We start from the raw sequence: 23,724 nt of genomic DNA, 5'->3' as shown, positions 1-23,724 counted from the left end.
CGGTCGTCGGTCGTCGGTCGGGCGCGGTTACAGGCGTTCGAAGGAGCGGCGCAGCTCCCAGTCGGTCACCGCGGAGTCGTAGGCGTCGAGCTCTACGCGGGCCATGTTGCGGTAGTGGGCGACCACGTCGGGGCCGAACGCGGCCTTGGCGATCTCGCTGTTCTCCCAGAGCTCGGCGGCTTCGCGCAGGGTGGCGGGAACGTGCGCGTAGTCGGCGGTGTACGCGTTCCCGGCGCAGGCCTCGGGCAGCTCCAGGCGGTTCTCGACGCCGTAGAGCCCGGCCGCGATGAGGCCGGAGACGGCGAGGTAGGGGTTGACGTCGCCGCCGGGGAGGCGGTTCTCGAAGCGCATGGAGCGGCCGTGGCCGACGACGCGCAGCGCGCAGGTCCGGTTGTCAGCGCCCCAGGCGACGGCGGTCGGCGCGAAGGATCCCGGCCGGAAACGCTTGTACGAATTGATGTTGGGGGCGTAGAGAAGGGAGAAGTCGCGCAGTGCGGCCAGCTGACCGGCCAGGAAGTGCCGCATCACCGGTGACATTCCGCCCGGTCCGTCCCCGGCCATGGCGTTGCGTCCGTCGGCGTCAGCGAGCGAGAGGTGGATGTGACAGGAGTTGCCCTCGCGCTCGTCGTACTTGGCCATGAAGGTGAGCGAGACGCCTTCCTGGGCGGCGATCTCCTTCGCTCCGGTCTTGTAGAGGGAGTGCTGGTCGCAGGTGGTGAGCGCCTCGTCGTAGCGGAAGACGATCTCGTGCTGACCGAGGTTGCACTCCCCCTTCGCCGACTCGACCACCAGGCCCGCGGCCTGCATCTCGTTGCGGATGCGGCGCAGCAGGGGTTCGACGCGGCCGGTCCCGAGGACGGAGTAGTCGATGTTGTACTGGTTGGCGGGGGTCAGGCCGCGGTAGCCCGCGTTCCAGGCCTGTTCGTAGGTGTCCTGGAAGAGCATGAACTCCAGCTCGGTGCCGACCATCGCGGTGTACCCGTGCTCGGCGAGGCGCTCCAGCTGGCGGCGCAGGATCTGCCGGGGTGCGGCGACGACGGGCGAGCCGTCGTTCCAGGCGAGGTCGGCGAGGACGAAGGCGGAGCCGGGGTTCCAGGGGATGCGGCGCAGGGTGGCGAGGTCGGGGTGCATGGCGAAGTCGCCGTAGCCCCGGTCCCAGGAGGACATCTCGTAGCCGTCGACGGTGTTCATGTCGGTGTCGACGGCGAGCAGGTAGTTGCAGCCCTCGGTGCCGTGCGCCAGGACCTCGTCGAGGAAGAACGGTGCGGCGAACCGCTTGCCCTGGAGGCGCCCCTGCATGTCGGGGAAGGCCAGGACGACTGTGTCGATCTCACCGCTGGCGACGAGGGAGCGGAGCTCCTCGGGCGCGAGCGGCGGCTTGCGGTCTACCACTGGAATCTCTCCTTCGGTGAGCCGAGGAGGCCTAAGGTATTGAATAGAACCATTGCTTGGGAAGGGGAGGAGCCGATATGACCGACACGGCGAGCGAAGGTGACGCCGCCCGGCGGCTGAATCCCGTACTGCGGCAGGTGCGGGCGGGCAACGGGTTCGAGGAGGCCCTGGAGCAGATCCTCCAGGTGGTCCGGCTGGGTCTGGTGCCGGGCGGCGAACGCCTGCCGCCCGAGCGGGAGCTGGCGGAGCGCATGGGGATCAGCCGGGTCACCCTGCGCGAGGTGCTGAAGGTCCTGCAGGACCAGGGCCTGGTGGAGGCCCGGCGCGGACGGTACGGAGGAACGTTCGTCCGGCCCCGTCCCGACTTCCCGGCGGGCGGGGCCGAGGAGGAGCTGCGCCGGCGCGTCGCGGGCGTGGACATCGAGGACGTCCTGCGGTTCCGCGAGGTCCTGGAGGTGGGGGCGGCCGGGCTGTGCGCCTCGCAGGGACTGACCGAGGAGGGCACCGAGCGGCTGCTCGCGGCGCTGGGGGCCACCCACGACGCCCCGCTCGCCGAGTACCGCCGCCAGGACACCCTCTTCCACCTCACCCTGTGCGAACTGGCCGGCTCGGCCACCCTGACGGCCCAGTACGCGGCGGTCCGGGCCACGGTCAACGACCTGCTGGACTGCATCCCGCTCCTGGTGCGCAACCTGGAGCACTCCCAGCAGCAGCACACCGCCCTGGTGGAGTCGGTGCTGGAACGGGACGCGGCCGGGGCGCGCGAGACGATGCGCGAGCACTGCTGCGGCACGGCGGCGCTGCTGCGGGGGTTCCTGGCCTGAACCGGGGGGCCGGGCTGGGCGCGGTGGGGGGGGTGGGACCGGGCTGGGCCCGAGAGGCTTTCGTAACTTCTGTTTAACGCAGAGGTCTTGCGCACCCCGCTCCACTACGGCAAAGGTACGGCCCACAACCATTGCCCTGAGGCAGGAGCGCACGATGGCCAACGACATCGAGCCACGGCGGACAGCCGTAGCCGAATCCACCGGGTCCCCCGAGGGCGGCGATGCCTACCTCGAACGCCGCACCCTGCGCCGCGGCAGCGCCGGCTGGCTGCTGCTCACCGCCCTCGGAGTCGCCTACGTCGTCTCCGGGGACTTCGCGGGCTGGAACGTGGGCCTGGAGAAGGGCGGCTTCGGCGGCCTCGCCATCGCCACGGTCCTCATGGGCGCGATGTACGCCTGCCTGGTCTTCTCCCTGGCGGAGCTGTCCAGCATCCTGCCGACGGCGGGCGGCGGCTACGGCTTCGCCCGCCGCGCGCTGGGCCCCTGGGGCGGTTTCCTCACCGGCACCGCCATCCTCATCGAGTACATCCTGGCCCCGGCCGCGATCGTCATCTTCATCGGCGACTACGTCGAATCCCTCGGCCTCTTCGGCCTGACCTCCAGCTGGCCGGTCTACCTCGGCTGCTTCGTGATCTTCATCGGCGTGCACCTGTGGGGCGTGGGCGAAGCCCTGCGCTTCAGCCTGGTCGTGACCGCCGTCGCCGTCGCCGCACTGCTGATCTTCGCGGTGGGGGCCTTCACCGAGTTCGACACCGCCGGCCTGAACGACATCGCTGTGGACGAGACCGCCTTCGGCTCGAACTCCTGGCTGCCGCTGGGCGTGCTGGGCATCTGGGCGGCGTTCCCCTTCGGCATGTGGTTCTTCCTGGGCGTGGAAGGCGTACCGCTGGCGGCCGAGGAGGCCAAGGACCCGGTCCGCTCCATGCCGAAGGCGCTCGCCACCGCCATGGGCGTGCTCGCCCTGCTGGCGCTGATCACCTTCTTCGCCGCGACGGGCGCCCAGGGCGCGGACGCCGTCAAGGCGGGCAACCCGCTGATCATCGCGCTGGAGGGGGACGGCGGCCCCACCGCGCTCAGCCGGTTCGTGAACTACGCGGGCCTGGCCGGCCTGGTGGCGTCCTTCTTCTCCCTCATCTACGCGGGCTCGCGCCAGCTGTTCGCCCTGTCGCGGGCCGGCTACCTGCCCCGCTTCCTGTCCCTCACCTCGAAGCGCAAGGCCCCGTACCTGGGCCTCGTCATCCCCGGCGCGCTCGGTTTCGCCCTCGCCGCGGCCACCGGCAACGGCGAACGCATGCTCAACATCGCGGTGTTCGGCGCCACCATCTCCTACGCGCTGATGGCCCTGTCCCACATCGTGCTGCGGCGCCGGGAGCCGGGCCTGGAGCGCCCGTACCGCACCCCCGGCGGGATCCTGACCTCCTCGGCGGCCTTCGCGCTCGCCCTGTCGGCCCTGGTCGCCACCTTCCTGGTGGACAAGGACGCGGCGTTCATCGCACTGGCCGTGTACGCCGTCGCCCTCGCCTACTTCGCCCTCTACAGTCGCCACCACCTCGTGGCCTCGGCTCCCGAAGAGGAGTTCGCGGCGCTCGCCGAAGCCGAGGCGGAACTGTCCCGCGACTGACACCCTGACCCTGCTGTCCGCTCCCGCTGGAGGTATCGAACGTGCCCAGGCCGCTCATCGGCATCACCACCTACGTGGAGGAATCCACCCGCTACGGGGTGTGGGACGTCCCGACGTCCCTCGTGCCCTCCGGGTACTACGAACTCGTCCAGGCGGCGGGCGGCTCGGCCGTCCTGCTCCCGCCGGACGAGCCGGGGGCGGCGGCGGAGGTGCTGAGCCGGGTGGACGGCCTGGTGGTCGCGGGCGGCCCGGACGTGGACCCGGTCCACTACGGCGCCGCGCGCGACCCCCGTACGGGAGCCCCCGCGACCGTCCGCGACCGGTGGGAGCTGGCCCTGCTCACCGCGGCGCTCGACTCGGACACGCCGGTGCTGGGGATCTGCCGGGGCATGCAGGCCCTGAACGTGGCCCTCGGCGGCACGCTGATCCAGCACATCGACGGCCACGTCGACACCCCGGGCCTCATGTCCTGGCACCCGGTCCACCCGGTCCCGGGCACCCGGTACGCGGCGCTGGTCCCCGAGGCGGCGCAGGTCCCGACCTACCACCACCAGGCCGTCGACCGCCTGGGCCGCGGCCTGGTCGTCTCGGCCCACGCGGCCGACGGCACGGTGGAGGCGATCGAACTGCCCGACCCCGAGCGCTGGGTCCTGGGCGTCCAGTGGCACCCGGAACGCGACAAGGACACCCGCGTGATGTCCTCCCTCATCGCCGCGGCCACGACCCGCACCCCCATCCCAGTGGCCTGACGAATCCAGCCCCGCCGGCGTTTGAGGCGCGGGGTCCGGGGCGGAGCCCCGCTCTTCGACCCCGACGCCTCATCCAAAGGCGGGCCGGTGGTGCGGCGCCGTGGCCGGGGGCGCTGCCCCCGAACCCCCGCGCCTCAAACGCCGGCGGAGCCGGATGCGCGGCGACGCGTCAGCGACAGCAGGTCACGCGCCGGCCCACCCGGCCGCGCCCCCGTCGGCCAGACGGCCCGCAGCTCCCGCCCCAGCCCGGCGCCGCCGACCGGCACCTCCACCAGCCTCCGCGCCGCCAGCTCGTCGACCACCGCCAGCTCCGACAGCACGCACGGCCCCGCACCGCTCAGCGCCGCCGCCTTCACCGCGGTCGTCGACGCCAGCTCCAGCAGCGGCGGCGCCAGGCCCCCGCTCGCGGCCAGCGCCGCGTCCAGCACCTGCCGCGTCCCCGACCCCCGCTCCCGCAGGATCAGGGGGGTCGACGCCAGTTCCGCCGCCTGCACCCCCCGCGCGCGCCCCGCCCAGGGATGCCCCGGCGCCACCGCCACGACGAGCCGGTCCTGCGCGATCACCGCCGAGTCCAGGCCGTCCGGCACGGTCAGCCCCTCCACGAAGCCGAGGTCCGCCTCGTGGGCGAGGACCCGTTCGGCGACCACCGCCGAGTTCCCCGCGTGCAGCGACACCGCCGTGTCCGGCCGCTGCCCGCGCAGCGCGATCAGCCACCCGGGCAGCAGGTACTCCGCGATGGTCATGCTGGCGGCCACCCGCAGCCGCGAGTCCCGCTGCCCGCGCAGGGCCTGTGCGCCCGCGTCGAAGGCCTCCGCGGCCTCGACCACCCGCCGCGCCCAGTCGGTGACCAGCGCGCCCTGCGCCGTCAGCGTCGACCCCCGGGGCGAACGGTCCACCAGCGCCACGCCGAGCCGCGTCTCCATCGCCCGGATCCGGCTGCTCGCCGCGGGCTGGGTGATGCCCAGCCGCCGCGCCGCCCCGCTGAGGCTGCCGTCCCGCGCGACCGCGAGCAGCAGTTCCAGCGAGCCCAGGTCCGGTACCCGGTGGGCCAGCGGAATCCACGTCTCGTCAGTCATAACGTCAGTTTATGACCTCATAGCCAGATGGCCTCTGCCGCCCCGGCCGCCCCCGCGCGAGGCTGGGTCCATGGCCACCACCCTCGTGCGACCCCGCACCCTCACCACCTCCCGACTGCCCCGGGCCCACAAGGCCCTGCGGCACCTCGGCCCCAACTGGTACGCCTCCGTCATGGGCACGGCCATCGTCGCCAACGCCGGCGCGGCCCTCCCGTACCAGATGCCCGGCCAGCGCGTGGCCTGCCAGCTCCTCTGGGCCCTGTCCGCGGTCGCCCTCGCCGCCTTGCTCGCCGCCCGCGCCGGTCACTGGGTCCACCACCGCGACCAGGCCCGCGCGCACCTCCTCGATCCCGCCGTCGCTCCCTTCTACGGCTGTCTCGCGATGGCGCTGATAGCCGTCGGCAGCGGCACCCTCATCGTCGGCAAGGACCTCGTCGGGGCCGGCGCCGCCGTCGCCGCGGACGCCGTGCTCTTCACCGCGGGCACCGTGATCGGCCTGGTCACGGCCGTGGCCGTGCCCTATCTGATGGTGGTGCGGCACAAGGTCGAGGCCCGGCAGGCCACCCCGGTCTGGCTGCTCTCCCTGGTGCCCCCGATGGTCTCCGCCGCAGCCGGGCCCCTGCTGATCCCCCACCTGCCCGCCGGCCAGCCCCGCGAGTCCCTGCTGCTCGCCTGCTACGCGATGTTCGGCGTCAGCCTGCTCGCCGTCCTGCTGATGCTTCCCCTGGTCTTCGGGCGGCTGATCGTGGGCGGTCCCCTCCCCCTGGTCCTCACCCCCACGCTGTTCCTGGTCCTGGGCCCCCTCGGCCAGTCCACCACGGCCGTGAACCAGCTCGCCGACGTGGCTCCCCAGTCGATCGGCGCCCCCTACGCCGGGGCGCTCGGCGCGTTCGCCGTCGTCTACGGGGTCCCCGTGATGGGCTTCGCCCTGCTGTGGCTGGCCCTGTCCGCGGCCATGCTGGTCCGTGCGGTCCGCCACGGCATGGGGTTCGCCATGACCTGGTGGGCCCTGACCTTCCCCGTCGGCACCTGCGTGACCGGCGCCACGGGCCTGGCCCACCACACCGGCCTGACCGCCTTCGCCTGGCTCGCCGCCGTCCTGTTCCTCGGCCTGGTGACGGCCTGGCTGCTGGCCGCCGTCCACACCGTGCGCGGCCTGCTCTCCGGCCGCCTGCTCGCCGCTCCCCGCTAGGCCGTCTCTTCCGGATCTTGCCGGGCCCGCGCCGCCCGGCAAGATCCGGAAGAGACGGCCTAAGCCCTGGAGCTCCGAAGCGGCTCGCGCAGGGCCCGGTCCAGGACCTCCGGGGCCTGCGCGAGCGAGGGTCCGTACCAGGTCAGGTGGCGGCCGCTGACCAGCGCGGCGGGCAGGCCGGGGAAGGCCTCGGGGCCGTCCTCGGCCGTGAAGCGGTACGGCTCGTCCGGGAGGACCACCAGATCGCAGCCGCTCGCCGCCAGCTCCTGCGCCGGGACCCGGGGATAGCGCTCCGGGTGCCCGGCGTACGCGTTGCGCACCCCCAGCCGTGCCAGCAGGTCCCCCGCGAAGGTGTCCCGGCCCAGCACCATCCAGGGCCGGCGCCATACGGGCACGAAGGCGGTGAGCGTGCGGGCCGGCTCCACCCGGGCCCAGGCGGCCTCCGCGTCCGCCAGCCAGCCCGGCCGCGTCAGCCCCAGCGCCCCCACCAGCACCCGGTCCAGCTCGGCCACGGCCTGCGGCAGGTCCCGGATCTCGGTGACGAGCACCTCCACCCCGGCCGCGCGCAGCGCCGCCAGGTCCGGGGCCCGGTTCTCCTCCTCGTTGGCGATCACCAGGTCCGGCCGCAGCTCCGCGATCGCGCGGACGTCGGGGTTCTTCGTCCCGCCGATCCGGACCGCGTCGCCGAGGTCCGCCGGATGGGTGCACCAGTCCGTCACCCCGACGAGCAGGCCCGGGGCGCTCTCGGCCACCGCCTCGGTCAGGGAGGGCACCAGCGAGACGACGCGCCGCACCCCGCTCAGTGCCCCGGCGAGGGGGGCTCGGACGTGGCGTGGATGTGGTCGCCCACCGCGACCACCAGGATCCGGGTGTCCTCCGTGACGGCGCGCCAGCGGTGGCGTACGCCTCCCGACAGGAACAGCGCGTCCCCGTTCTCCAGCCGGTACGCCCGCCCCTCCGCCTCCACCTGGCAGGCGCCCGCGACCACGTACATCAGCTCGTCGTTGCGGTGCTGGTACTCGCGGCCGGCGTCCTGGTCCCCGGTGAACTCCAGGGCGTGCAGCTGGTGGTGCCCGCGCACCAGGGGCCGTACGCCGGGGATCGGGGTGAGCCCGGGTTCGTCACCGGCCCGTACGAGGTCCACCGTGCGCGCGGTGTCGGAGGCGGCCAGCAGTTCCACGGCCGTGGTCTCCAGCGCGTCCGCGACCCGCTCCAGGGACCGCATGCTGGGCCGGGCCCGCTCGTTCTCTATCTGGCTCAGGAAGGGCACCGACAAGCCGCTGCGCGCCGATACGGCGGCCAGCGTGAGGTGGAGCGCGCGGCGCCGCTTGCGTACGGCGACGCCCACGCGGAGCGGCTCCTTGCCGTCCTTGTCCTTGTCCTTGGGCTTGTCGTTCCTGTCGTCCAGCTTGTCGACCAGGCCGTCCGTGCCGTCCCTGCTGTTCATGTCGGGGCTGCCCTCCCCTTGTCCGGCGCACATGGGTGTGCTGTAAGCACCATACGCAGCAACCGGCTCCGGTTTCGCGTGCACGGCCCTTCCCGTACCCCTGTGCTGACCGTCCGCTCACCGTCCGTGGCGAGTGGGGCGGTGCGGCATCATCGACTCCGTGACGACACGACGCCTGATGCTCCTGGACACCGCATCCCTCTACTTCCGCGCCTACTTCGGGGTGCCGGACTCCGTGAAGGCTCCGGACGGCACCCCGGTCAACGCCGTGCGCGGGCTCCTGGACTTCATCGGACGGCTCGTCCAGGACCACCGGCCGGACGACCTGGTGGCCTGCATGGACGCCGACTGGCGCCCGCAGTGGCGGGTGGACCTGATCCCCTCGTACAAGGCCCACCGGGTCGCGAGCGAGACCGAGACGGGCCCCGACGTGGAGGAGGTCCCGGACACGCTCGCCCCGCAGGTGCCGATCATCGAGACGGCGCTGGACGCCTTCGGCATCGCCCGGGTGGGGGTGGCCGGATACGAGGCGGACGACGTGATCGGCACGCTGACCGCGCGCGCGACGGGCCCGGTGGACATCGTCACCGGCGACCGCGACCTGTACCAGCTGGTGGACGACGCCCGGCAGCGCCGCGTGCTGTACCCCCTCAAGGGGGTGGGGACCCTCCAGGTGACCGACGAGGCGTGGCTGCGCGAGAAGTACGGGGTGGACGGCCCCGGATACGCCGACCTTGCGCTGCTGCGCGGCGACCCGAGCGACGGGCTGCCGGGCGTGCCCGGGATCGGCGAGAAGACGGCGGCCAAGCTGCTCGACGCCTACGGCAGTCTGGCCGGGATCATCGCGGCGGTCGACGACCCGAAGTCGAAGCTGACCCCCGCGCAGCGCAAGCGGCTGGACGAGTCGCGGCCGTATCTGGCGGTGGCCCCGAAGGTGGTGCGGGTGGCCGCTGACGTCCCGCTCCCGCCGTTCGACCCGGCCCGGCCGACGGCGCCCGCGCAGCCCGAACTGGTCGACGCGCTAGCCCATCGGTGGGGCCTGGGCGGAGCGGTGACCCGTCTGAGCGCCGCTTTGCGCGCCTGAGGTGTTAACTTAGGTAAGGCTAAGTTTCAGGGGAGTCAGGGGAAGCACCGTGGCAGAAGGACGCGCCCGCAGCGTCGGTACCGCTGTCGTCGTACGCACCGAGCGGCTCTCGCCGCACATGGTGCGGATCGTGCTGGGCGGTGAGGGCCTGGCCGGATTCGGCGCGGGCGAGTTCACCGACCACTACGTCAAGATCCTCTTCCCCGCGGAAGGCGTCAGCTACCCCACGCCGTGGAACCTGGAGCAGATCCGCGCCGACTTCCCGCGCGCGCAGTGGCCGCGCCAGCGCGCGTACACCGTACGGAGCTGGGACGCGGTGCACCGGGAGCTGACGCTCGACTTCGTCGTCCACGGCGACGAGGGCCTGGCCGGCCCGTGGGCGGCCCGCGTCGAGCCGGGAGAGCTCGTGCGCTTCCTCGGCCCGGGCGGCGCCTATGCGCCCGACCCGGCGGCCGGCTGGCACCTCCTGGTGGGCGACGAGAGCGCCCTTCCGGCGATCGCCGCGTCGATGGAGCGGATGCCGGTGGGCGCGCGGGTCCACGCCCTGATCGAGGTCGAGGGGCCGCGGGACGAGCTGAAGTTCGCCACCCCGGACGGCGTCGTCCCGGTCTGGCTCCACCGGGGCGGGCGTCCGGTGGGCGAGGCGCTGGTCGAGGCGGTCACCGCTCTGGAGTTCCCCTCCACGGACGTCCACGCCTTCGTGCACGGCGAGGCGGGCTTCGTCAAGGAGCTGCGCCGCCACCTGCGCCTGGAACGCGGCATCCCCCGCGAACGCCTGTCGATCTCGGGCTACTGGCGCCTGGGCGAGACGGACGAGGGCTGGCGCGCGATCAAGCGCGACTGGAACGCCGCGGTGGAGGCCGAACAGGACCGGGCCACGGCCGCCTAGGCTCCCGCACGACGGCGCCGCCGGGCACCGTCACCCGGCGACCGGGCTGCCCGCATAGCCTGTCCCCGATGAGACGCAGAGCCCAGCCACCCCCCTCGCCCCTCCCGCAGCGGGCCGGAATCGACCCGGTCCGGCTGCGTCTGCCGCCCGACCCGGACGGGCAGTGGCCCGACCTCGGCAGCTACCTCACCGCGCGCTACGCCGGCACCCGCGGCGCGCGGTCCATCGCGCACCTGCTGGCCGCCGGCCGGGTCCTGGGCCCGGGCGGGCGGGTCCTGGACGCGCGGGACCCGTACGAGCCGGGCGGCTACCTGTGGTTCCACCGGGACATGGAACCCGAGCCGCCGGTCCCCTTCGCGGTCCGCGTCGTCCACCGGGACCCGCACCTGCTGGTCGTGGACAAGCCGCACTTCCTGGCGACCACCCCGCGCGGCAGCCACATCACCCAGACCGCCCTGGCCCGGCTCCGCGAGGAGCTGGACCTGCCCGAGCTCAGCCCGGCGCACCGCCTGGACCGGCTGACGGCGGGTCTGGTGATGTTCAGCGTCCGGCCCGAGGACCGCGGCGCGTACCAGCTCCTGTTCCAGCGGCGCGAGGTGCACAAGGAGTACGAGGCCCTCGCACCCCACGATCCGGCGCTCGCCCTGCCGCGCACGGTCCGCAGCCGGATCGAGAAGGCCCGCGGGGTCATCGCGGCGACCGAGGTCCCCGGGGGCGAGCCGAACGCCGAGAGCCTGATCGAACTCGTCGAGGCCCGCGCGGGCCTGGGCCGCTACCGGCTGACCCCGCACACCGGCCGCACCCACCAGCTGCGGGTGCACATGAACGCCCTCGGCGTGCCCATCCTCGGCGACCCGGTCTATCCGCTCGTCACCGATCCGGCCGCGGACGACTACCGCAGGCCCCTGCAACTCCTCGCCCGGGTCCTGGAGTTCACCGACCCGGTCACCGGAGCGGCGCACCGCTTCGAGAGCGGCCTCACCCTGCGGGCCTGGGACGACCGCGCGGGCTGGGAGGCCGGCAGCGCCGAGGAGGAGCAGTGAACCCCCGGGCCCGGCCGATCGCTGCGGGCCGTGAACGGCCCGGCCGCCGCGCGGGGCGGTCCCCGCGCGGCGGCCGGTCACTTCTACGGGGTCAGCCGACCGAGCTGTAGGCCACGACACCGCGCAGCAGCGCGTCCACGGCCTTGCGGGCGTTCTTCGCCACCGTGCTGCCGCCCTCCGAGGACGGGGGCGCGGCCGCCGCGATCTGCCCGAGCACGTCGATGACCTGCTTGCACCAGCGCACGAAGTCACCGGCGGGCATCTCCGCCTCGCGCAGCACCTCGTCCAGGCTCTTGTCGGAGGCCCACTGGTAGGCCGCCCACGCGAAGCCGAGATCCGGCTCGCGCTGGCCCACGCCCTCCGCCTGGTTGATGCGGTGCTCCTCCTCCAGCGCGTCGAGCCGGCCCCAGATGCGGACCATCTCGCCCAGCGCCGCCTTCGCCGCGCCACCGGGCACCTTCGGCGCGACCGCGTCGTCGGACTGCCGCGCCTCGAAGACCAACGCCGAGACGCAGGCCGCCAGTTCGGCCGGGCTCAGACCCTCCCACACCTTGGCGCGCAGGCACTCGGAGGCCAGCAGGTCCAGCTCCCCGTAGAGCCGGGCGAGCCGCTTGCCGTGCACGGTGACCTCGTCCTCGCGCAGGTAGTCCAGCTCGGTGAGCAGCGCGTGGATCCGGTCGAAGGTGCGCGCGATGGTGTTCGTGCGGCCCTCGATCCGCCGCTCCAGCTGGAGGGTGTCCCGCTTGAGCCGGTGGTAGCGCTCCGCCCAGCGGGCGTGGTCCTCCCGCTCGTCGCAGCCGTGGCAGGGGTGCGCCCGCAGCTCGGCGCGCAGCCGGGCGATCTCGCGGTCGTCGGCGGCCGCGGCCCGGCCGCGGGCGCGCCGCTCCGGCGTGATGTGCCCGGCCTTGGTCCGCAGCTGGGACGCCAGGTCGCGGCGGGAGTGCGGCGAGCGCGCGTTGAAGGTCTTGGGGATCCGCATCCGGTCCAGGGCCTCGACCGGCACCGGGAAGTCGATCGCGGCGAGCCGCTTGACCTGCCGCTCGGCGGTGAGGACCAGCGGGCGGGGACCCTCCGCGTACTCGTACCCGCGGTGCCCGTTGACCCGCCCGGCCGGCACGCCCGGGTCCAGGACCAGCGCGAGCCCGGCGAACTTGCCCGTCGGGACGTGGATGATGTCGCCCGGCTTGAGCTTCTCCAGCGAGCTGACCGCCTGCACCCGGCGCTGGGCCGCGCCCTGCTTGGCCAGCTCCGTCTCACGGTCCTTGAGGTCGCGGCGCAGCTGCGCGTACTCCTCGAAGTCGCCCAGGTGACAGGTCATGCCCTCCTGGTAGCCCTCCAGGCCCTCCTCGTTGCGCTGGACCTGCCGGGAGATCCCGACGACCGAGCGGTCGGCCTGGAACTGCGCGAAGGAGGTCTCCAGCAGCTCGCGCGAGCGGTGCCGTCCGAACTGGCTGACCAGGTTCACGGCCATGTTGTACGAGGGCTTGAAGCTGGAGCGCAGCGGATACGTACGGGTACCGGCGAGCCCGGCGAGACCCGCCGGGTCCATGCCCCGCTGCCAGAGCACCACCGCGTGGCCCTCGACGTCGATGCCGCGCCGCCCGGCCCGGCCGGTCAGCTGCGTGTACTCGCCGGGGGTGATGTCGGCGTGCTGCTCGCCGTTCCACTTGACGAGCTTCTCCAGGATCACCGTGCGCGCGGGCATGTTGATGCCCAGCGCCAGGGTCTCGGTGGCGAAGACGGCCTTGACCAGGCCGCGGACGAACAGTTCCTCCACGACCTCCTTGAAGGTGGGCAGCATGCCCGCGTGGTGCGCGGCGATGCCCCGCTCCAGGCCTTCGAGCCACTCGTAGTACCCCAGGACGTGCAGGTCCTCGGTGGGGATGGAGGCGGTCCGCGCCTCGACGAGCTCGCGGACCTTGAGCCGCGCCGGTTCGTCGTTCAGCCGCAGGCCCGCGAACAGGCACTGCTGGACCGCGGCCTCGCAGCCGGCCCGGCTGAAGATGAAGTTGATCGCGGGCAGCAGCCCGTCGCCGTCGAGGCGGGCGATGACCTCGGGCCGGGACGGGGTCCAGATCCGGCCGCGGGAGCGCCGCTCGCGCTCGCGGTCGGCCTCGCGGATCATCTTGCCGCGCCGCCGGTCCTTGGGGATGTAGGTGCGGCTGTTCTCCTCGCGCGCCATGCGCAGCAGGTCGGGATTGACCTCCCGGCGGGCGGAGCCGCGGCCGCCGTGGTCGGACTCCTCCTCGAAGAGGTCGTAGATCTTGCGGCCGGCCATGACGTGCTGCCACAGCGGTACGGGCCGCTCCTCGGAGACGATCACCTCGGTGTCCCCGCGGACGGTGTCCAGCCAGTCGCCGAACTCCTCGGCGTTGGACACGGTCGCCGACAGCGACACCAGGGTCACCGACTCGGGGAGGTGGATGATCACTTCCTCCCAGACGGCTCCGCGGAACCGGTCGGAGAGGTAGTGGACCTCGTCCATGACGACGTAGCCGAGGCCCCGCAGCGCCTGCGAGCCGGCGTACAGCATGTTGCGCAGGACCTCGGTGGTCATCACGATCACCGGCGCATCGCCGTTGACGCTGTTGTCACCGGTCAGCAGGCCGACCTTGGCGGCGCCGTAGCGCTTGACGAGGTCGGCGTACTTCTGGTTGGACAGGGCCTTGATCGGCGTCGTGTAGAAGCACTTGCGCCCCTGCTGGAGGGCCAGGTGCACGGCGAACTCGCCGACGATCGTCTTGCCCGAGCCGGTCGGGGCGGCGACGAGGACGCCCTTGCCCGCCTCCAGTGCCTTGCAGGCCTCGACCTGGTACGGGTCCAGATCGAATTCGTACATCTCGCGGAAGGGAGCCAGGGCGGAGGCTTCTTCGGCGGCGCGGATCCGGGCAGCGGCGTACCGCTCGGCGGGTGAGAGTTCTTCGGTCATCTTGAGATCGAGCCTACCCGTCACCTCTGACAACAGTCGCGGTCATTTAAGCGGGCAGGCGGCACCCTCCCCTAGGTCAGGACGCGGACCGCCCCGGGTACGCACCGCGCGGTCACCGGCAGCGGCCCCAGCGGCTCGCCGTCCGCGTAGGCGGTCAGCCCGGCCGCCTCCAGGGTCACCTTCCGCGCCCGGTGGACGCTCACCTTCGGGTGGCTCAGGTGCGTCCCCTTGTAGACCCGCGGGAAGACCTTGAGCAGCGTGGTCCGGCTGCAGTCACCGACCACCGTGACGTCGAAGAGCCCGTCGTCGGTGACGGCGTCCGCACAGATGCGCATGCCCCCGCCGTAGGTGGAGCCGTTGCCGACGGCCACCAGCGTGGCCTCGGTCTCGATCACCGGGCCGTCGTCCAGGGTGATGCGGTAGGCGACCGGCCGGAAGGCGGCCAGCTCCGCGATCATCGCCAAGTCGTACTTGAAGCGGCCGGCGGGCAGCCGCATCCGGTTGCCCCGGTCGTTGACCCGCGAGTCGAAGCCCGAGGCCAGCACGGTCCCGTACCAAGTGGCCCCGACCCGCCCCAGGTCGACGTCCCGGATGCGGCCCTCCTTCAGGGCGTCGGCGGCCATCCGCCCCGCCCGGGCCGGCTCCCGTACGGGCAGCCCCAGCGCCCGCGCGAAGTCGTTGCCGGTGCCCACCGCGACCACGCCGAGCGGCACCGAGGTCCCCGCCAGGGCCTGCAGGGCCAGCGAGACCACCCCGTCGCCGCCCACCGCGATCACCGCGCCGGTCCCCTCGCGCACCACGGCGCCGAGGCGGGCCAGCGCGTCGGCACCGTCGGTCCCGACGACGGTTCTCACCGAGAAGCCCGCCGCACGCAACGCGGAAGCGGCCGGCTGCGCGGCGTACGCGCCCCGGCCGCGTCCGGCGGTGGGATTGACGAAGAGGGTGATCTCAGAGCTCACCCACCGGAATGTACCTGTCAGGTCGCGTCGTCGTAACCGTTGATCCGCTGGCGCCCGCCGTCGGCCTGCCCGGGCAGCGCCGCCGGCGCCGGGACCGCTTCCATGGCACCGATCGGGGCCGGTGTCAGGTCCAGTACGGAGGCCTCGTCGTCGTCCAGGCCCGCGTCGGGGTCGTTGCGCTTGCGCCTGCGGTCGTTGACCAGGCAGATGCCGAGCGCGATGAAGTAGAGCGCCACGATCGGGACGGCCAGCGACAGCATCGTCAGCGGGTCACCGGTCGGCGTGGCGAACGCGGAGAAGACCGTGATGCCCAGCACCATGCCGCGCCACCAGCCCCCCAGCCGCTTCGCGGTCAGGACGCCGGTGAAGTTCAGCAGGATCAGCAGCAGGGGCAGCTCGAAGGCCAGACCGAAGACGACGACCATGCGCGTGACCAGGTCGAGGTAGTCGTCGACCGGCAGCAGGTTGCGCGCGTGCTCGGGCGTGAAGTCGAGCAGGACCATCGCGGTCTGGGGCAGGATCTTGTACGCGAGCACCGCGCCGGCGCCGAACAGGGGCGCGCCGACCGCGACGAAGCTCATCGCGTACTTCTTCTCGTGGCTGTGCAGGCCGGGGGCGGTGAACGCCCACAGCTGGAAGAGCCACACCGGCGCGGAGAGGACCACGCCGGCGGTGAGCGAGACCTTCAGGGCGATCGAGAACGGCGCGATGAGGCCGTTCACGGTCATGTCGGCGCAGGGCCGGCCGTTGCGCTGCGAGACCACCCCGTCGGTGCAGCCGACGGAGTCCAGCATCGGCTTCAGCATGAAGTCGATGAGGTCCTTGTAGAAGAAGGCGGACACCAGCGTGATCAGCAGGATCGCCAGGACCGACTTCAGCAGACGGTTTCTCAGCTCACGCAGGTGCTCGACAAGAGGCATCCGCCCTTCGGCGTCCTTGTCCGCTTTCCCCTGCTTGCGGGCAGACTTGAGCAACCCACGTCCCTTGTCTCGTTGCAGATGACTGGCGCGTACGGCTGTGTCAGCCCTGGGCGGTGCGGTTCGGCTCGCTCACCGGCCGGGAGCTCGTGACGTCACCGGGCGCCGCCTGGATGGTGCGCGGGGCGACGGGCTGCTGCGCGGAGGCGTCCGCGGCGGGAGCGGCCGCGGCGGCGTCGTCGGCCTCGCCGTCCTTCTTCATGGCCTTGGCCTCGCTCTTGAGGATGCGGGCCGACTTGCCGAGGGAGCGGGCCATGTCCGGCAGCTTCTTCGCGCCGAACAGCAGGATGACGACCCCGAGAATGACGAAGATTTCCCAACCCCTGAGGTTGCCGAACATAGGTATCTTCCTTTGCTGCGAGGTTCACTGCACACCCGACGGGCGCCTGGGACGGTCTCTACCGAGGATCGTAACCCCAGGTGGTGAACGCCCGGCAATCCCCCGGCGTCTTCCGGCTTGCCGCCGCCACCCTTTTCCCCGCCCCGGTCACACCGATTCGTCCCGGTCTAAGGACGCACGTCGCGGCCCGCCCGGGCCAGGTCGGCCGCCGCCCGCTCCAGATCCCCCGAGGCGTCGCCGATCCGGCGACTGGCCTGCCCGACCTGTACGGACAGGCGGCGCACCTCCACGTAGACCCGGCCGGCCAGGACGGCGAGCACGGCGAGGGAGAGGAACCCGAGGGCAATTGCGAACATCGGCCACAGCATGGGGCCGAGCCTAGCCCCTGTCCGAGCGGCTCCCGCGCCCCGCCCGCGCGGCCCCGCGGCCGGACCCGGTCAGACGCTGCGCAGGGTGCTCACCCCGCCGCCGGTCAGTAGCTCCACGATCCGCTCACCGGCCGGCTTGCGCACGACCGCGCCGCACTCGGGGCAGGTGAAGGAGTAGAAGGTGGTCCGCCGGCTGCCGCCTATGACCAGTCGCAGGGCGCCGGCCTCCAGCTCGAAGCGGGCCCGGCAGTCGGGACAGGCCGCCTTGAAGGCGACGGACCCGTAGGCAGACGACATCGACCGCTGCTCCCCTCAGACCTGTTCCCCGTACCCCGCCAAGGCTTCCCGCGCGGCGCTGCGGGCACTCTCCGCGAGCTCGGCGGGAGCCACGATCCGCCCTTCGCGGCCCAGCCGCAGCGCGAGCCGGCGCAGCGAGGCCGGGTCCGGGCTGCGCAGCGTGATCCGCAGTCCCCCCTCGGCCAGCTCCTCCGCACTGTCGTGCGGGTAGTACTCGGCGACCCAGCGGCCGCCCGGCCCCACCTCGACCACGACCTCCGGGTCCTCGGCGGCGGGCTGCACCAGCCCCTCGGACAGGTCGCGCGGCTCGATGGCGGGCGGCTCCGCCCGCTCGTCCAGCAGCCGGATCTCCGCGACCCGGTCCAGGCGGAAGGTGCGCCGGGCCTCGGAGAGGTGGCACCAGCCCTCCATGTACGTGTGCCCCACCGCGAACAGCCGGATCGGATCGACCTTGCGCTCGGTGAGCTCGTCGCGCGCCGGCGAGTAGTAGCGCAGCCACAGCCGTCGGCGCTCCGCGATGGCCCGGTCGACGTCCGCGAAGACCCCGCCCTCCGACTCGAAGGTCACCGACAGCCGCGAGCTGGCCCCGGCCGCCTCGCCCGCGGCCGCCTCCAGCTTGGCGGTGGCCCGCAGCAGGGCGTCCCGGTCGCTCTCGCGCAGACCGGGCAGGGTCGCCACCGCGCGCGCGGCGACCAGCAGCGCGGTCGCCTCGTCGGCGGCCAGCCGCAGCGGCTCGGCGGTGGACTCCCCCGACGCGTCGGGGTTGCGCCACCAGATCCGCTCCCCGTCCGTGTCGATGTCGAGCAGGTCCCCGCCGCGGAAGCTGGTCCCGCACATGGGCAGCACGTCGAGGTCCGAGATCAGCTCGTCCTCGGTGATCCCGAACGCGCGCGCGACGTCCGCGACGTGCGCACCGGGGCGCTCGCGCAGGTACGTCACCAGGGACAGCATCCGGCGGGTCTGGTCGATGGCGTTGGCAGCCATGCTGGTACGTCTCCCCCTCAGGGCACGTCGTGTGGATGTCGCGAATCTCAGGTGGGCGGCCCGCGCGGCCCCCGGACGGTGTGCCGGCCGGCCGCGGGCGCCCCGTCGGACCGTCAGGCCCCGGCGACGGCCCGCAGCCGGTCCACCACGTCGGCCCGCAGATCGGCCGGCCCGACCACCACGACGTCCGGCCCGAACTCCACCAGCCAGGCGTCCAGCCCGTGCCCGTAGGGGATCTCCAGCTCGTCCCAGCCGTCCGCGCCCTCGCTGACCGCCGTGGCCTTGGCCCGCAGCGGATATCCCGCCCCGGCCCGCAGCCGGATCAGCGCGGAACGCTCCGCGCTCTCCCCGGCCCACCGCGCCACGGTCTCCCGTACGGTCACCACGTCGGGCACCTGCGCGGTGTACTTCGCCGCCCGGGAGCGGACCTTGCCGGTGATCCGGGAGAGCCGGAACACCCGCTCCGCCCCGCGGTCGCGGTCGTAGCCCGCCAGGTACCAGTGGCCGCGCCAGCACTCCAGCGCCCACGGCTCCACCTGACGGGTCTCGGGCCGCGCCGCGGTGGACTTGCGGTAGTCGAAGACCACCGGCCTGCGGTCCCGGCAGGCCAGCATCAGCGGCTCGAACGCCGCCTCGTGGACCGGGATGCGCGGCTCGATGGCACTGTGCTGCCCCTGGTACGGGTCCCCCGCCTCCGGCATCCCGCCCGCGCGCAGCTTCTGCAGCGCGCCGCTGGCCGCCCCGGCGAGGCGGGCCTGCTGCCAGACCTTGGCCGCCAGCCCCAGGGCGGCGGCCTCCTCGGCGTCCAGGGAGACGGGCGGCAGCCGGTTGCTGTCCCGGCGGGCCAGATAACCGGTTTCGCCCTCCAGGTTCTCCACCGTCTCGATGACCAGGCCGAGTTCGCGCAGATCGTCCTTGTCCCGCTCGAACATGCGGTTGAAGGACTCGTCGTTGCCGGCCTCCATGTAGGCCTCGATGGAACCGCGCAACTCGCGCTTGCTGAGCGGGCGGCGCGTCCCGAGCAGACACAGCGCCAGATTCATCAGCCGCTCGGCCTTGGCAATCGCCATCGACGCCCTTCCGCCCTTCTCCGCGTACACATCCGTCGGACCGTCACACCACGCGCGGACCGGCGCCTGTGGCGCACGGACCCGTGACCGTGACCGTACCGCCCCGGCGCGCCCGGACAAAAGCGAGGGGCCCCCGCCGGACGGCGGGGGCCCCTCCACTGATCGCGGATGTCCGGATCAGCCGACCTTGACGAGGTCGCAGACGAAGATCAGCGTCTCGCCCGGGGCGATCGCGGCGCCCGCGCCACGGTCCCCGTAGGCGAGGTGGGCGGGGATCGTCAGCTTGCGACGGCCGCCGACCTTCATGCCCTGGACGCCCTGGTCCCAGCCGGCGATGACCTGGCCGACACCGAGCTGGAACTGCAGCGCGGAACCGCGGTTCCAGGAGGCGTCGAACTCCTCACCGGTGGAGAAGGCCACGCCCACGTAGTGGACGGAGACCCTGTCGCCGGCCTTGGCCTCGGCGCCGTCGCCCAGCCAGATGTCCTCCTTGACCAGGTCGGTCGGAACCGGACCCTCGGGGAAGTCGATCTCGGGCTTCTCGAGCTTGTCGCTCACGAAACTGCTCCTCATACGTACGAACCGGTCAACCGGAACAGTCTTACATCACCGCGAGGATGTCGAGGCTGAAGACCAGCGTCGACTTCGCCGGGATCGTCCCCTGCTCCTTGTCACCGAAGCCCTGGTCCGGCGGGATGACCAGCAGGATGCGGCTGCCGGCCTTCTTGCCGACCAGACCGTCCTTCAGGCCCGCCACCGACAGCTCCTTCAGCGGCCAGGTGACCGTCTGGTCGGTGGTGTAGGTGCTCTCGAAGGTCTTGTCGTCCTTCCAGGTCTTCCCGTTGAACTTCACCACGACGGTGTCGGTGTCCTTGACCACCGCCCCGTCACCCTCCAGGACGTAGTTCGAGACCAGCTTGGCCGGCTCGGCGGTGTCCTTCGGGACGCTCACGGAGACTTCCTTGCCGTCCGTGTTCGTACCGACCTTGGGCAGGTCCTTGTTCTCCTGGGCGACTTCCTTGCCCGTGGCCGAGGCCGGGACGGTCGCACCCTTGAGGATGTCCACGACGAAGACCAGCGTGGCGTTCGCCTTGATCTTCGGGGGCGAACCCTGCGCGCCGTAGCCGAGCTCCGGCGGGATCACCAGCTCGACACGGCTGCCGACCTTCTGGCCCTCCAGGCCCTGGTCCCAGCCCTTGATGACGGCGCCGGCGCCGATCGTCAGGTCGAACGGCGCGGGCTTGCCGAAGCTCTGGTCGAACGGCTCCTTGCCGTCCCACACCTGGCCGAGGTAGTTCACCTGCGCGATGTCGTTCTTCTTCAGCACCTGCCCGGTGCCCTCGCTGATGGTCACCACCTTCAGCTCCTTGGGCGGCTCGCCCTTCCCCTTCGACAGGGTGGGCGTCTCCCCGAACTTGGCGCCCTTGGTGATGGCGGGCACCCCGTTCTTCATCTGGGCGGAGTCGGAGCCGCTGTCGTCACCACACGCTGCTGTCGTCAGCAGCAGAAGGGGTACGACCAGCAGGCCGGCAAGTCGGCGCACGTGTTCCTCAGATCTCAGACGGCAAGGCGGTCGCCGCCACTCTAAGGCGTGCGCAGGGCCCCGTACGAGAGACGTACGGGGCCCTGCCGAGAGTGCGATGTCACACCACGGGTCCTACATGCCGGCGATCAGCTTCTCCACCCGGTCGTCCACCGACCGGAACGGGTCCTTGCACAGCACCGTCCGCTGCGCCTGATCATTGAGCTTCAGGTGCACCCAGTCCACCGTGAAGTCCCGCCGCTGCTCCTGCGCCCGGCGGATGAAGTCACCGCGCAACCGCGCCCGCGTCGTCTGCGGGGGCACCGACTTGCCCTCGAAGATCTTCAGGTCGTTGCAGATCCGCGCCGCCTGCCCCTTGCGCTCCAGCAGGTAGTACAGCCCGCGCCGCCGGTGGATGTCGTGATACGCGAGGTCTATCTGAGCCACCCGCGGATTCGACATGGTCATGTTGTGCTTGCCCCGGTACCGCTCGATCAGCTGGTACTTCATCACCCAGTCGATCTCGGTCCCGATCCGGTCCAGGTCCTCAGCGTCGATGGCGTCCAGCGTGCGGCCCCACAGCTCCAGCACCTGGTCCACCACACCGGTACGGATCCCCCGGCGCTCGGCGAAGTCCACCGCCTTGTCGTAGTACTCCCGCTGGATCTCCAGCGCCGAGGCCTCCCGGCCGCTCGCCAGCCGCACCTTGCGCTGACCCGTGATGTCGTGACTGACCTCGCGGATCGCCCGGATCGGGTTCTCCAGGGTCAGGTCCCGCATCACCGTGCCCGCCTCGATCATGCGCAGCACCAGATCGGTGGCCCCGACCTTGAGCAGCATGGTCGTCTCGGACATGTTCGAGTCCCCGACGATCACGTGCAGCCGCCGGTAGCGCTCGGCGTCCGCGTGCGGCTCGTCCCGGGTGTTGATGATCGGCCGCGAACGCGTCGTCGCCGAGCTCACGCCCTCCCAGATGTGCTCCGCCCGCTGGCTCACGCAGTAGACCGCACCCCGGGGGGTCTGCAGCACCTTGCCGGCGCCGCAGATCAACTGCCGCGTGACGAGGAACGGAATGAGAATGTCCGCCAGGCGGGAGAATTCCCCGTGCCGGGCCACCAGGTAGTTCTCGTGGCAGCCGTACGAGTTGCCCGCCGAGTCGGTGTTGTTCTTGAAGAGATAGACGTCGCCCGCGATTCCCTCCTCGTGCAGGCGCCGTTCGGCATCGACGAGCAGACCTTCGAGAATGCGCTCGCCGGCCTTGTCGTGCGTGACCAGTTCGGTCACGTTGTCGCATTCGGGTGTTGCATATTCCGGATGCGAACCCACGTCGAGGTACAGACGGGCACCGTTCCGCAGGAAGACATTGCTGCTGCGGCCCCATGACACAACACGGCGGAAGAGGTAGCGCGCCACTTCGTCAGGAGACAGTCGGCGCTGTCCCCTGAACGTGCACGTGACGCCGTACTCGTTCTCCAGCCCGAAAATGCGGCGGTCCATGACTGAACATTACGCCTTCTGCCCTCTTCTGAAACCGGGATCGGGAGCGCCGTTTCGATCAGTTCCGCGAAACGGCCGGAGAACCGGCCCCCCAGCCCCCGGTTCAGCCCCGGTTCGGCCCGCGGCTCAGCCCGCCGACGAGGCCCCCGACGGCGCCCCGCTCGCCCCGTCCGACACCCCGTCAGCCGAACCCGCCACCGTGCGGCTCCTGCCGCCAGTTGCCATCACCCGCTGAGTGACCATCAGCACCGCCAGCGCCGCACCGCCCGCCACACTCGCCACCCCGAAGCCCGCCGCCGTACCACCGAACTCCACCACCGGACCCGCCACCGCCGTACCGATCGCCGCCCCCACCCCGAAGAACGTCACCAGCCACGAGAACGCCTCCGTCACCGTGCCCGCCGGCGCGTGCCGGTCCACCACGATGAACGCACACGCCAGCGCAGGCGCCAGGAACACACCCGCGAGCGCCGCCAGCGCCGTCATCGCCACCGGACCCGGCGTCAGCGTCAACGGCAGATAACCAGCCGCCAGCAACGCCACCAGCAGCCGCAGCCGCCGCTCCGGCGCACCCGCCCACCGGCGCGCCCCGTAGGCCACACCGCCGACCAGCGCACCCAGACCCACGGCCGCCATCAGCCAGCCGTACACCGCCTGGTCCCCGTGATCGTCCGCATACGCCACACCCGCCACCGTGATCGAACCCAGCGCCGTCCCCACGAAGAAGAACGCACCCAGCAGCGCCAGCAGCCCGCGCGAACGCAGCGCCCCCAGCCAGTGCGCCTCCCGGGGCGCCGAACGCCACCGCCGCGACGGCTCACTGACCACCACCGACAGCGCCCCCAGCACCCCGATCACATTGAGTGCCACCAGCGCCCCCGCCGGCGACCACAGCGCCACGAACAGCGTCACCAGCAGCGGACCGACCGTGAACATGACCTCCTGGGCCACCGCGTCCATCGCGTACGCCGCGTGCACGTTCTCCTCGCGCCCGCCCAGCACGCTCGGCCACAGCGCCCGCAGCCCGCCCTCCAGCGGCGGCGTGAACAGCCCCGCCACCACCACCGCCGCATAGGCCGCCACCACCGACCCGGTACCCGACAGCGCCAGCCACACCATCCCCAGCGCCGACACCACCGCCGCCGGCAGCTGCACCCGCGGCTGCCCGAACAGGTCCACCGCCCGGCCGAGCAACGGCTGACCCACCGCATTGGCCACGCCGTACGCGGCGGCCAGCGCCCCCGCCAGCGTGTAGCTGCCGCCCTCCGCCCGCGTGAACAGCACGATCGCGATCGGCGCCACCGCGTTCGGCAGCCGGCCCACCAACGTGCCCACCAGCAGCCTCGCGGCGTGCCGGGTCCCCAGCAGCTCCGCATACCCCGCGGCCATGACCGCCCCCTTCCTGCCCGGAACCAGCCGGGGTAATACGTATAACGCGACTCGTTATACGTACCATGGCCCCAA

General features: G+C 72.3%; 23 protein-coding genes. 7 read left to right on the top strand and 16 right to left on the bottom strand.

All coding sequences use genetic code 11. From position 1 onward, the window contains the following. Positions 1-27 precede the first annotated feature (27 nt). The gene (locus ACF059_RS22565; RefSeq protein WP_392059929.1) at positions 28-1,392 is read right to left on the bottom strand and encodes a glutamine synthetase family protein; all 1,365 of its coding nucleotides are present in this window, start codon (positions 1,390-1,392) and stop codon (positions 28-30) included. Between the two features lie 77 nt (positions 1,393-1,469). On the opposite strand from ACF059_RS22565, the gene ACF059_RS22560 reads away from it, so the two are divergent. From ACF059_RS22560 to ACF059_RS22550, 3 genes are all read left to right on the top strand, one after another. Continuing rightward, positions 1,470-2,216, top strand: a complete 747-nt coding sequence (locus ACF059_RS22560) for an FCD domain-containing protein (RefSeq protein ID WP_360887523.1) — start codon at positions 1,470-1,472, stop codon at positions 2,214-2,216. Between the two features lie 154 nt (positions 2,217-2,370). Next, positions 2,371-3,837 (top strand): ethanolamine permease, encoded by a 1,467-nt coding sequence (eat, locus tag ACF059_RS22555; protein WP_392059926.1) that lies wholly within the window; start codon positions 2,371-2,373, stop codon positions 3,835-3,837. 41 nt (positions 3,838-3,878) lie between these two features. Then, positions 3,879-4,586 (top strand): gamma-glutamyl-gamma-aminobutyrate hydrolase family protein, encoded by a 708-nt coding sequence (locus ACF059_RS22550; RefSeq protein WP_392059923.1) that lies wholly within the window; start codon positions 3,879-3,881, stop codon positions 4,584-4,586. Between the two features lie 134 nt (positions 4,587-4,720). On the opposite strand, the gene ACF059_RS22545 is transcribed toward ACF059_RS22550, so the two are convergent. Then, positions 4,721-5,662, bottom strand: coding sequence for a LysR family transcriptional regulator (locus ACF059_RS22545; protein WP_392059920.1), 942 nt, complete (start codon positions 5,660-5,662; stop codon positions 4,721-4,723). 70 nt (positions 5,663-5,732) lie between these two features. On the opposite strand from ACF059_RS22545, the gene ACF059_RS22540 reads away from it, so the two are divergent. Further along, on the top strand, positions 5,733-6,854 hold the full coding sequence (locus ACF059_RS22540) for a TDT family transporter (protein ID WP_392059917.1): 1,122 nt from the start codon (positions 5,733-5,735) through the stop codon (positions 6,852-6,854). A 59-nt stretch (positions 6,855-6,913) separates the two neighbouring features. Here ACF059_RS22540 and ACF059_RS22535 read toward each other — a convergent pair whose 3' ends face one another. Then, entirely contained in the window at positions 6,914-7,657 is a 744-nt protein-coding gene (locus tag ACF059_RS22535) for a helical backbone metal receptor (RefSeq protein WP_392060340.1), read from the bottom strand. Continuing rightward, positions 7,654-8,202: an XRE family transcriptional regulator gene (locus ACF059_RS22530; RefSeq protein ID WP_360887990.1), complete on the bottom strand. Its 549-nt coding sequence runs from the start codon at positions 8,200-8,202 to the stop codon at positions 7,654-7,656. Before ACF059_RS22530 ends, ACF059_RS22535 begins: the two co-directional genes overlap by 4 nt. A gap of 277 nt (positions 8,203-8,479) precedes the next feature. Between ACF059_RS22530 and ACF059_RS22525 the strand changes: the two genes are divergently transcribed. From ACF059_RS22525 to ACF059_RS22515, 3 genes are all read left to right on the top strand, one after another. Beyond that, positions 8,480-9,385 carry a 5'-3' exonuclease gene (locus ACF059_RS22525; RefSeq protein WP_366867840.1) on the top strand — a complete coding sequence of 302 codons (906 nt, stop codon included), beginning with the start codon at positions 8,480-8,482 and terminating at the stop codon, positions 9,383-9,385. A gap of 49 nt (positions 9,386-9,434) precedes the next feature. Continuing rightward, positions 9,435-10,274: a siderophore-interacting protein gene (locus ACF059_RS22520; protein WP_392059914.1), complete on the top strand. Its 840-nt coding sequence runs from the start codon at positions 9,435-9,437 to the stop codon at positions 10,272-10,274. A 68-nt stretch (positions 10,275-10,342) separates the two neighbouring features. After that, on the top strand, positions 10,343-11,317 hold the full coding sequence (locus ACF059_RS22515; RefSeq protein ID WP_392059911.1) for an RluA family pseudouridine synthase: 975 nt from the start codon (positions 10,343-10,345) through the stop codon (positions 11,315-11,317). A 91-nt stretch (positions 11,318-11,408) separates the two neighbouring features. Here the strand turns inward: ACF059_RS22515 and ACF059_RS22510 are convergent, their stop codons facing one another. From ACF059_RS22510 to ACF059_RS22455, 12 genes are all read right to left on the bottom strand, one after another. After that, a complete protein-coding gene (locus ACF059_RS22510) occupies positions 11,409-14,246 on the bottom strand; it encodes a DEAD/DEAH box helicase (RefSeq protein ID WP_392059908.1) in 2,838 nt (945 codons plus the stop codon). 71 nt (positions 14,247-14,317) lie between these two features. After that, on the bottom strand, positions 14,318-15,205 hold the full coding sequence (locus ACF059_RS22505; protein ID WP_392059905.1) for a diacylglycerol kinase: 888 nt from the start codon (positions 15,203-15,205) through the stop codon (positions 14,318-14,320). 17 nt (positions 15,206-15,222) lie between these two features. Next, complete coding sequence (gene tatC / locus ACF059_RS22500) at positions 15,223-16,179, bottom strand: twin-arginine translocase subunit TatC (RefSeq protein ID WP_361947803.1); 957 nt, start codon at positions 16,177-16,179, stop codon at positions 15,223-15,225. 46 nt (positions 16,180-16,225) lie between these two features. Next, the gene (tatA, locus tag ACF059_RS22495; RefSeq protein ID WP_361947800.1) at positions 16,226-16,522 is read right to left on the bottom strand and encodes a Sec-independent protein translocase subunit TatA; all 297 of its coding nucleotides are present in this window, start codon (positions 16,520-16,522) and stop codon (positions 16,226-16,228) included. A gap of 167 nt (positions 16,523-16,689) precedes the next feature. After that, complete coding sequence (locus tag ACF059_RS22490; RefSeq protein ID WP_392059902.1) at positions 16,690-16,890, bottom strand: hypothetical protein; 201 nt, start codon at positions 16,888-16,890, stop codon at positions 16,690-16,692. 69 nt (positions 16,891-16,959) lie between these two features. Continuing rightward, positions 16,960-17,187: a hypothetical protein gene (locus ACF059_RS22485; RefSeq protein WP_360887569.1), complete on the bottom strand. Its 228-nt coding sequence runs from the start codon at positions 17,185-17,187 to the stop codon at positions 16,960-16,962. A gap of 15 nt (positions 17,188-17,202) precedes the next feature. Then, entirely contained in the window at positions 17,203-18,171 is a 969-nt protein-coding gene (locus ACF059_RS22480; protein ID WP_361947794.1) for a WYL domain-containing protein, read from the bottom strand. 113 nt (positions 18,172-18,284) lie between these two features. Next, positions 18,285-19,241 (bottom strand): WYL domain-containing protein, encoded by a 957-nt coding sequence (locus tag ACF059_RS22475; RefSeq protein WP_361947791.1) that lies wholly within the window; start codon positions 19,239-19,241, stop codon positions 18,285-18,287. Between the two features lie 177 nt (positions 19,242-19,418). After that, positions 19,419-19,814 carry an FKBP-type peptidyl-prolyl cis-trans isomerase gene (locus tag ACF059_RS22470; RefSeq protein WP_392059898.1) on the bottom strand — a complete coding sequence of 132 codons (396 nt, stop codon included), beginning with the start codon at positions 19,812-19,814 and terminating at the stop codon, positions 19,419-19,421. A gap of 28 nt (positions 19,815-19,842) precedes the next feature. Continuing rightward, complete coding sequence (locus tag ACF059_RS22465) at positions 19,843-20,784, bottom strand: FKBP-type peptidyl-prolyl cis-trans isomerase (protein ID WP_392059895.1); 942 nt, start codon at positions 20,782-20,784, stop codon at positions 19,843-19,845. A 114-nt stretch (positions 20,785-20,898) separates the two neighbouring features. Next, the gene (gene pafA / locus ACF059_RS22460) at positions 20,899-22,260 is read right to left on the bottom strand and encodes a Pup--protein ligase (protein WP_031153848.1); all 1,362 of its coding nucleotides are present in this window, start codon (positions 22,258-22,260) and stop codon (positions 20,899-20,901) included. A gap of 126 nt (positions 22,261-22,386) precedes the next feature. Continuing rightward, entirely contained in the window at positions 22,387-23,649 is a 1,263-nt protein-coding gene (locus ACF059_RS22455) for an MFS transporter (RefSeq protein ID WP_392059892.1), read from the bottom strand. Positions 23,650-23,724: the final 75 nt, after the last annotated feature.

The sequence above is a fragment of the Streptomyces sp. NPDC016562 genome (assembly GCF_043076955.1).
Classification (GTDB): Bacteria; Actinomycetota; Actinomycetes; order Streptomycetales; family Streptomycetaceae; genus Streptomyces.
Note: the sequence above shows the minus strand (reverse complement) of the source record. Positions and strands in the feature narration are given on the sequence as shown.